9 protein-coding genes are annotated in these 7,994 nt (G+C 66.2%); 6 read left to right on the forward strand and 3 right to left on the reverse strand.

Features of this window, described 5'->3' with window-relative positions:
* Positions 1–196 precede the first annotated feature (196 nt).
* Complete coding sequence (locus AB0M65_RS39275; protein ID WP_364040182.1) at positions 197–463, reverse strand: hypothetical protein; 267 nt, start codon at positions 461–463, stop codon at positions 197–199.
* Between the two features lie 56 nt (positions 464–519).
* Here AB0M65_RS39275 and AB0M65_RS39280 point away from each other — a divergent pair, with 56 nt between their 5' ends.
* Both AB0M65_RS39280 and AB0M65_RS39285 read left to right on the forward strand, forming a co-directional pair.
* Positions 520–747 (forward strand): hypothetical protein, encoded by a 228-nt coding sequence (locus AB0M65_RS39280; protein WP_364040185.1) that lies wholly within the window; start codon positions 520–522, stop codon positions 745–747.
* Between the two features lie 138 nt (positions 748–885).
* The gene (locus AB0M65_RS39285) at positions 886–1,821 is read left to right on the forward strand and encodes a hypothetical protein (RefSeq protein ID WP_364040188.1); all 936 of its coding nucleotides are present in this window, start codon (positions 886–888) and stop codon (positions 1,819–1,821) included.
* A 157-nt stretch (positions 1,822–1,978) separates the two neighbouring features.
* Here the strand turns inward: AB0M65_RS39285 and AB0M65_RS39290 are convergent, their stop codons facing one another.
* Positions 1,979–2,557 carry a hypothetical protein gene (locus AB0M65_RS39290; RefSeq protein WP_364040191.1) on the reverse strand — a complete coding sequence of 193 codons (579 nt, stop codon included), beginning with the start codon at positions 2,555–2,557 and terminating at the stop codon, positions 1,979–1,981.
* Positions 2,558–2,656: 99 nt separating this feature from the next.
* On the opposite strand from AB0M65_RS39290, the gene AB0M65_RS39295 reads away from it, so the two are divergent.
* Positions 2,657–3,268 carry a DUF6338 family protein gene (locus AB0M65_RS39295; RefSeq protein ID WP_364040200.1) on the forward strand — a complete coding sequence of 204 codons (612 nt, stop codon included), beginning with the start codon at positions 2,657–2,659 and terminating at the stop codon, positions 3,266–3,268.
* 401 nt (positions 3,269–3,669) lie between these two features.
* Here AB0M65_RS39295 and AB0M65_RS39300 read toward each other — a convergent pair whose 3' ends face one another.
* Complete coding sequence (locus AB0M65_RS39300) at positions 3,670–4,467, reverse strand: serine hydrolase (RefSeq protein ID WP_364040203.1); 798 nt, start codon at positions 4,465–4,467, stop codon at positions 3,670–3,672.
* A gap of 21 nt (positions 4,468–4,488) precedes the next feature.
* Here AB0M65_RS39300 and AB0M65_RS39305 point away from each other — a divergent pair, with 21 nt between their 5' ends.
* The 3 genes from AB0M65_RS39305 (at position 4,489) to AB0M65_RS39315 (ending at position 7,772) form a co-directional block, all read left to right on the forward strand.
* Entirely contained in the window at positions 4,489–4,821 is a 333-nt protein-coding gene (locus tag AB0M65_RS39305; RefSeq protein WP_364040194.1) for a hypothetical protein, read from the forward strand.
* A 76-nt stretch (positions 4,822–4,897) separates the two neighbouring features.
* A complete protein-coding gene (locus AB0M65_RS39310; protein ID WP_364040197.1) occupies positions 4,898–5,305 on the forward strand; it encodes a hypothetical protein in 408 nt (135 codons plus the stop codon).
* Between the two features lie 217 nt (positions 5,306–5,522).
* A complete protein-coding gene (locus AB0M65_RS39315; RefSeq protein ID WP_364040206.1) occupies positions 5,523–7,772 on the forward strand; it encodes a PQQ-dependent sugar dehydrogenase in 2,250 nt (749 codons plus the stop codon).
* Positions 7,773–7,994 lie beyond the last annotated feature (222 nt).

The raw sequence follows: 7,994 nt of genomic DNA on the forward strand, positions 1-7,994 counted from the left end.
TTTTTTTTTTTTTTGTCTTATTACAACACAAAAACAAACACACGAGACCCGACCCCCTCGGTACCGGCGCCGCGCTGCCTCCCTGAAGTACATGAAGGCCCCCTTCCTTGCGCCTAGGTACAGGAAGGGGGCCTTTCTGTACCTGGCAAGAAGTCCTTCACGGCCCTACCCCTCCTTACCGCAAAGGAACCCGAGGTCAGGGCTTCTTGCGGGGTTTGGGTGACGGCGCGGTCTTCGCCGCCAGGAGAAGCCATTCCGCAAGGACGTCGTCGGCGATGTCCTTGTCCGACAACGTGATGTAGGTCTTGCTGTACGGCTGGTCCGCGGAATGACGCATCCGGGTCGCGCCCGGCCGCGCCAGCGCGCGTTCCTGGTCCGCCGGTAGGAGCTTGACGCCGAGACCGCCCGGCGAGATCGACACGAAGACCTTGCCGTCGGCATATCCGATGAACCCGCCCATCATCGGCCGGGAAGTCCGCCTACGAACAACTCGCCACGATCGACGGCGTCGACTGCCCCGTGCCGACGGGCGCGTTCTACCTCTTCCCGGACATCTCCCGGTTTCTCGGCGGCGACGGCCCCGCCACCAGTGACGAGTTCTGCACGCTGCTGCTGGAACGCATGCGCGCCGGAATCGTCCCCGGTTCGGTGTTCGACTCCTCCGGCACCGTGCGGATCAGTTACGCGGCCGCCCCTTCGGTCGTGGCAGAAGGACTGGAGTTGCTCCAGAAATTCGTGAGTGGATGATCATGCTTGCGCCGTACGCCGCCATAACGCGTAGGCCGGTCGGGCTCGCTCGGCGTAAGATCATTGAACTGACGGTGAGGAATGGGAGACACTGCGCGTCTTGACCCACGGAAATCCCTACCGTGAACCGAGGTCCGCATGCGCCGTAAATACTCCATTCCCCTGGTGACCGCCTGCCTCGCCCTGTCCCTCGCCCAGTTTCCCACCGCCTCCGCTTCGGGCCTGCCCTCCGGCAGCCTCGCCCCCTACTGCTACCAAGAACCCGTACAGCCAAAAGCCGACGTGAGCGACATCAAGGCAGCCTTCCAGTCGTCGAAATGGCTGTCGACGATCCAATCCGTGTACAAACGGCGCTGGCCCAGCGGCGAGGGCCTCGCTATCGCACAGGCCAACGACCAATATTTCAGCCAGTTCGTGGAAAAGTCCAGCTTCAACGCACTCGCCGAATCCCTGATGGTCGCGATCCACGAGGAAACCCACATGTGGGACCTGGATCCGTCGAGAACCTCATGGAACGTCTATACGTCCTCGTGGGTCAACGCTTCACAGAAACTGATGAAGGTTCCCCTTTACGGCGGATTCCCTCGCCGCGAAATACTGCCGCTGATCACCGATAGCCTCACCCGCAGCATGGACGACATCTACCTGCGGGATTCACAGCAGGGCTCCTACCTCCTCCAGGGAGTCATCGCCGAACTCAACGCCGGACTCATGGGATTGCCCGCGGCAACCGTCGTCGCCGAGTACATCCAGGGCGTGGGTGCCAGCAATTCCCGGGACATCGTCGCCACCAACATCCGGTACCTGCAGCTCTACCTGCGAGTGGCCAAAACCAAGCACGCCGACTACTGGGCCAAGATCAAGGCCCAGCCCGCCTTGCGCGAACTCATCCTCGTCGAGTTTCTCCGCGCGGCGTACTGGCTGGATCAATCCGCGGACTATGCCGGCAAACTCGGCAGCGCGGACGTGGACAAGATCGTCGCCAAGAACTACGCCCCGGAGAATATCGCGATCATCGAGGAATTCACCGGCGCCAAGGTGAACTTGACCGCCCCCAGAAACTGCTCCACCTGAGACGCTTGTTCCCGATATCGCCTTCGAGACGCTGAGCGGGTCGTGAATAGCGTGTCGGAGTTGTGAAAGCCACTTTCGCAACCTTCAACATTGCGAAAGTGGCTTTCGCAACTCTCGGCCGCCGAGAGGTCCGGGGAGTCGTGAGTGGCAATGAGGATTACTGGGCTCGCGTCCGACGGCGGTTGCGCAGCCACCACAAGCCACTCGTCAGGTGGCTCGCCACCACGACCAGGCCGCTCGCCCACGCCACCCGCTCCACCGTGTCCAGCATCGGACGGCGCAACGGCAGCGAGTAGGCCGCGTCGTCGGGCTGGAACGCGACGTCGACCCGGTCGCCGACGTCGACGTCGAACGTGGTCGAGGTGGTCGATTCACGTCCGCTCGGGCACGCCAGGACGGCGAACGTGGCGCTCCCCTCGTCCCACATCGCCTGCCGATCGAACCGTGAGACGGCGCAGGTCTCCACCTCGCCTCGGGCCGCGAGCGCGTGGCCCGGCGCGACGATGGCGAAACCGACCGCCGCCACCACGATCGCCACCGCCGAGAGGACCACCGTGGGATGGCGATCCGACTTGAGTTCGAGCACGGTCGAGGGCCCGACGTTCGCGGCGGCGGGCAGGGCACAGATCAGGACCACGAGCACCGGATACAGCCACGGCACGCCGGGCAAGAGGCCCGCCAGCCAGGCCACGCCGAAGATCAGCCCGTACAGCAGCGGCATCCCCAGAAGCGCCACGACGAGCCACCCGGCGATTCCTCTTACTTCACGCGACAACGCCACCCCCACTCGAAGGACTTCACGAAGAACTTACGCCGATTCCGCCAAGTGAGCCTCGTGACGGCGGCCCACCGCCGGACTCGGGCTACCTCGATCCCGAAGTCAAGGAACCGCCGACCAGTCCCGGAGACACCACCTGATCCCACAGCCCCTTGTTGCGCTGGCGGCGTTCCTGACCCTGGGATCGTCTTCGAGCTACTGAGGGAACGCAGACGGGCGGGCCGCACCGAATCCGCCTTTCGTGAAGCCGCCAGAATGGCGCTGGGCAGTCTCGCCTTCTCACTCGTATCGAGTCTGTTGCTCACCGGCGCGCATACGGCGTTCGGGTGGTTCATCAGTCTCGACCGGCTGACAGCCGACCCGGCCGCGTATGCCCGTGAGTCCCTTCCGCTGATCCTGACGTCGGTGGTCACCGAGCTGCTGGTCGCCTGCCTGCTGGCGGTCGTCCTCGACGGCGGCGGCATGGTGTACATCGGTACTGACGCCGAGCCAAAGGTCATCGGCGAAAAGTGGCCACGAGTCGTCCTCCCGAGGTCGCAGATCAGGAGCATATGGCTCCAGTATCGCGATCAGGAAACCGCGGAACGCGTTCTGCCGACGGCCAGGAATCGTTCTCTACAAACGAAAACGAGCCCCGTGACAACGACTTCCGCCGGGCTTTCCGACTGATCTTGCCGCCGCCGTACAGACAAGCCCCGATCCGGCCATCGGCTCGCGGCCAAGTTACCTGCACCGCACCGCCACGAGCAGCGCGCCTCGCCCGTAGACGACCGCGAACCTAAGTACATGAAGGCCCCCTTCCTTGCGCCTAGCGCAAAGAAGGGGGCCTTCATGTACTTAGGTAAGGCGGCGCGGCGCCGTACCCATGCCTGGCCGCCGCCCTTGGTCAGGTGCATGTCCTGAAGGGCCCCTTTGGGACGTTGATCGTCTCAAAGGGGCCCTTCAAGACACCGCGGCCGCATTGGTCACGCGGGTCGGGAGGCGCAACACCCGCAGGCAGCCGGTCCAGGGGGTCGTGAGTGGCAATGAGGGGTAACCCGAATCGCCACTCACGACCCACCAGACCACCATCAGTCCCCGAAGTACCCCTTGAACAAGATTTCGCTGATCTTGGTGGTGGTCTCCTGGCCGGTTTCGTAGCCGTTCTGGATGACCTTGGTGTTGTTCATCAGTGCGAGGGTGTATCGCTCGTGCGGCCCGACGAAACCGACCGAGTTCATGATCCAGGAGCCGTCGTCGTTGTCGTCGGACCAGCCGTCCTTGTTGCCCGGCCGCGCGGCGGGTCCGGCACCCCAGACGCCCCACTGCTGGTTGACGTCGACGGTGCGCATCTCGTTGACGATGTAGTCGCGGTGCTGCCGGGGCAGCCGCGTCAGGACGTAGTTGACCAGCCGGTCCAGGTCGTTCGCGGTGGTCAGGATCCAGCCCCAGTGGTGCGGGTGCTGGTCGGTGAACCGCATGTCGGTCATGCCGTAGGACGGGAACCGCTTGGCGAACTCGGCCTCCCCGCCGTACCGGGTCCACAGGGTGTGGGCGGCCGCGTCGTCGCTGGAGTTGAGCATCCGGTGGATCAGGTCCCGGTCTTCGGCGGTCAGCTGTACCGCCCCGGAGTCGTTGCGCAGCAACAGGTCGACGACCATGGCCAGCTTCGGGGTGGAACAGGCCCAGATCAGGGTCCCGGCGGCCTTGCTCCGGTAGACGGCACCGGTCCACCGGTCCCGGAGGACGATCCCGGTATCGCCCGGCCTGCTGTCGGCGTAGGCCTGCGCGCGTCCGATACGCGCCTGGAGTTCCCGGTCGAAGCGGGTGGTCGCACCGGCGGGCGCGGCCGGTGTCAACGTGAGCACGGCCAGCGCGACGGCCAGCATCACGGCAAATCTCTTCTTCACATGGTCCCCAAGTTTCGGCAGTGGTTCTTCGTGACCTTGCAGGCGTTCACGACTGCCGAAGGTTGCCACAACTTCGGCCGTAGTGACGACGGTCACTCGAATGAGGTGCGGCGTCCCGCTCTCGGCGCGTGCGACACGGCCGGGCTTCTGCTCGACCCCACGGTCCAGGAACTCGACTCGGTCATCGAGCAGGCGGTGAGGGCCGCCTCGGAAAGTGAAGACACGTTGATCATCGCCGTGCTCGGCCACGGCGAATACGCAGGCGACGACTTTTACGTGATGGTGCGGGACAGCAGCCCCCGCCCCCGTCCTCATCGCACTCGCCCACGCTGAGCCGGGCCGGACGACACCGATCGCCGAGCTGCCGCGAACAGTGTCGGAACGCGGTGGACCGGCACGCATCGGGCCCTTGCGGGATCAGCTGATGGCGTTGCAACCCCTGCTGCTCCGGATCGAGCCGGGGACCGAGCAGGAACAGGTCGGGTTCCGCCATCCGGCGATCGCCGCACAGGTCCGCGCTCGTCACGGCTCCGGCCGCAGCACGATCACATCCATCGACACGCCGCACCACGACGTCCATGAGCTACAGGAGCTCTTCGACCACGAAGCACCCGAACCCTATTCCGGCGGTATCCGCGATCACCTCGACGAGTGTGACGCCTGTCTGGCAACCTATTCCGCGCTCGAGAAGATCAAACAAAAGACCGCCCGGTCCGGCGGCGGCGACCGGGCGCCCGAGGGGCTGCGAGACCGAATTCATCCAGTGACAGAGCAAGCCGACGCGTCCACGTGGACGCCCGAGCACGATCCACGTTGACGGCCGGATGACCGTCCGGTTCGGCGTGTCTTTAGCGGTTTGTGCGCATTTCCCCTCAGAGCCGTAACAACTTTCGGGTTTCTCACGCCATACGGGACAGCGTCACGTTCTTTCCGGTCCCTGCGCAGGAGGAGTTCGTGTGATGGGTTCTCGTCGTCCGTTGTTCCCCCGAAAGTCATCGTTCTCGCGAAGATCACGACGTGCGCTGGCGGTGGGTGTGGTCGGGCCGCTCGTCGGCGCACTCGCGGTCGCGCTCGTCTCCGCGGCGCCCGCCGAAGCCGCGGTGCCCGCCGGTTTCACCGACACGGTCGCGATCGGCGGGCTCAGCTCGCCGACCGCCACCGCGTTCGCGCCGGACGGCCGGGTGTTCGTCGCGGAGAAGAGCGGCCTGGTCAAGGTTTTCGACTCACTCGCCGACACGACACCGACAATCTTCGCCGACCTTCGTCCGCAGACACAGGATTTCTGGGACCGCGGCCTGCTCGGGCTGGCGGTCGATCCCGCTTTTCCCACCAGGCCGTACGTCTACGTCTCCTACACCCTCGACGCGACGCCCGGCGGCACTCCGCCGCGGTGGGGTGATGCTTGCCCGACCCCGCCGGGCGCCACCGACAAGGGCTGTGTCGTCACCGGCCGCGTCTCCCAGCTGACCATGGGCTCGGCAGGCACGGCTGTCAGCGAAAAGCCGCTGGTCACGGGCTGGTGCCAGCAGTTCCCCAGCCACTCGATCGGCGCTCTCGCCTTCGGGCCGGACGGCGCGCTGTACGCGGGCGGCGGCGACGGCGCCAGCTTCAACTTCACCGACTACGGCCAGGTGGAGAATCCCTGTGCCGATCCGCCTTCCCCCGCCGGGACGAACCTCGCCCCGCCGACGGCCGAAGGCGGCGCGCTGCGTTCGCAGTCACCGCGACGTCCCGCCGGACAGCCCGTACTGCTCAACGGCACGTTGCTGCGTCTCGATCCTGACACCGGCGAAGGCGCACCCGGCAACCCCTTCGCGAGCAGCACCGACGCCAACGCCCGGCGCGTGATCGCCTACGGCGCGCGGAACCAGTTCCGGTTCGGCTTCCGGCCGGGCACCAGTGAGCTGTGGGCGGGCGATGTCGGCTGGGACACCTGGGAGGAGATCAACCGCGTCGCCGACGTCGGCGACGGCGTGGCGGAGAACTTCGGCTGGCCCTGTTACGAAGGCAACGCCAGGCAGGCCGGTTACGACGGCGCGAACCTGAACGTCTGCGAGTCCTTGTACACCTCTGGCGGGCAGTCCGCGCCGTACTACGCCTACAACCACGGCGCCAAGGTGGTGGCGGGCGACCCCTGCCCCACCGGCGGCTCGTCGATCAGCGGCATCGCCTTCGAGTCCGGGAGCAACTACCCTTCCGAGTACTCCGGCGCACTGTTCTTCGCCGACTCCTCCCGAGGTTGTATCTGGGCCATGCAAACGGTCGCCGGCCAGCCGAGCGCGAGCCGTCTGGTGCCGTTCGTGACCGGCGTCAACACACCGGTGCAGGTGCTCACCGGCCCGGGTGGTGACCTGTTCTACGTCGCGCTGGGCAGCGGCGAACTCCGTCGCGTGAGCCGTCCCGGCGGCACCAACCGGCCGCCGGTCGCGGTGGCCGCGGCGAATCCGGCGAGCGGCCCGGCGCCGCTGACGGTCCAGTTCGACGGCACCGGCTCAACCGATCCGGACGCCGGTGACACCCTGTCCTACGCCTGGGACCTGGACGCCGACGGCGCGTACGACGACTCATCGGTCTCCCGCCCGACTTGGACCTACACCACGGCGGCCGCCGCCGACGCCGGACTGCGGGTGACGGACTCGCACGGCGCGAGTGCGACCACGACGGTGCGGGTGACCGTCGGGAATCCGGAGGGCCTCGATCCGGTGCCGGTCATCGACACCCCGACCGGCGCGTTGACCTGGTCGGTCGGCCAGACCGTGCCATTCTCGGGCCGCGCGGTCGACGCACAGGACGGCCAGCTCCCGGCGTCGGCGTTGTCCTGGCGGCTCGCGATCCGGCACTGCGCGGCCAACGGCACCTGCCATACGCATAACGTCCAGGACTTCTCCGGCGTCGCGTCCGGCTCGTTCGTCGCACCGGACCACGAGTACCCGTCGTATCTGCGGCTGACGCTCACCGCGACCGATTCGAGTGGCCGCACCGGCAGCAAGACCGTCGACCTCCAGCCGAAGACGGTGTCGCTGAACTTCACCTCCAGCCCCAGTCAGGCGATGCTCACCGTCGGCGGGACACAGCAGCGGACGCCGTTCTCCCGGACGGTGATCGCCGGATCCACCAACTCGATCAGCGCGGACAGCCCGCAGAACCTGCCACCGCTCAACCTGAAGTACGCCTACACCGGCTGGGCACACGGCGGCGCGCGGACGCAGAACATCGTCGCGCCGGGTACGTCCACGACCTACCAGGCGAACTACCGGCTCTGCTGGCTGTTGCAACCCTGCTAGACCGTCGCCTTCCCGATGAAGGGTGTCGTGAGTGTTTCGGGTCGTTCTAACGAAGGGTGTTTAGGTACCTACGGCGGCTGAACCGGGAAGCGGCCGGTCCTTACGACTCCTTGAGGGAGACCTGCAGCACCACCAGTCACCACGGCGGCGCGTGAAGGACCCCTTCCCTCGGCTCAGCCGAGGGAAGGGGTCCTTCACGCGGCTCAGCCGAGGAAACTCGAC

It is taken from the genome of Amycolatopsis sp. NPDC051071 (assembly GCF_040682875.1).
In the GTDB taxonomy this organism is placed as follows: domain Bacteria; phylum Actinomycetota; class Actinomycetes; order Mycobacteriales; family Pseudonocardiaceae; genus Amycolatopsis.

What these genes read in the sequence shown, in the direction of transcription:
- AB0M65_RS39285 (WP_364040188.1), top strand. Translation starts at nt 886, where the DNA reads ATGCGCCGTAAATACTCCATTCCCCTGGTGACCGCCTGCCTCGCCCTG.
- AB0M65_RS39300 (WP_364040203.1), bottom strand. Translation starts at nt 4,467, where the DNA reads ATGCTGGCCGTCGCGCTGGCCGTGCTCACGTTGACACCGGCCGCGCCC.
- AB0M65_RS39305 (WP_364040194.1), top strand. Translation starts at nt 4,489, where the DNA reads ATGGTCCCCAAGTTTCGGCAGTGGTTCTTCGTGACCTTGCAGGCGTTC.
- AB0M65_RS39275 (WP_364040182.1), bottom strand. Translation starts at nt 463, where the DNA reads ATGATGGGCGGGTTCATCGGATATGCCGACGGCAAGGTCTTCGTGTCG.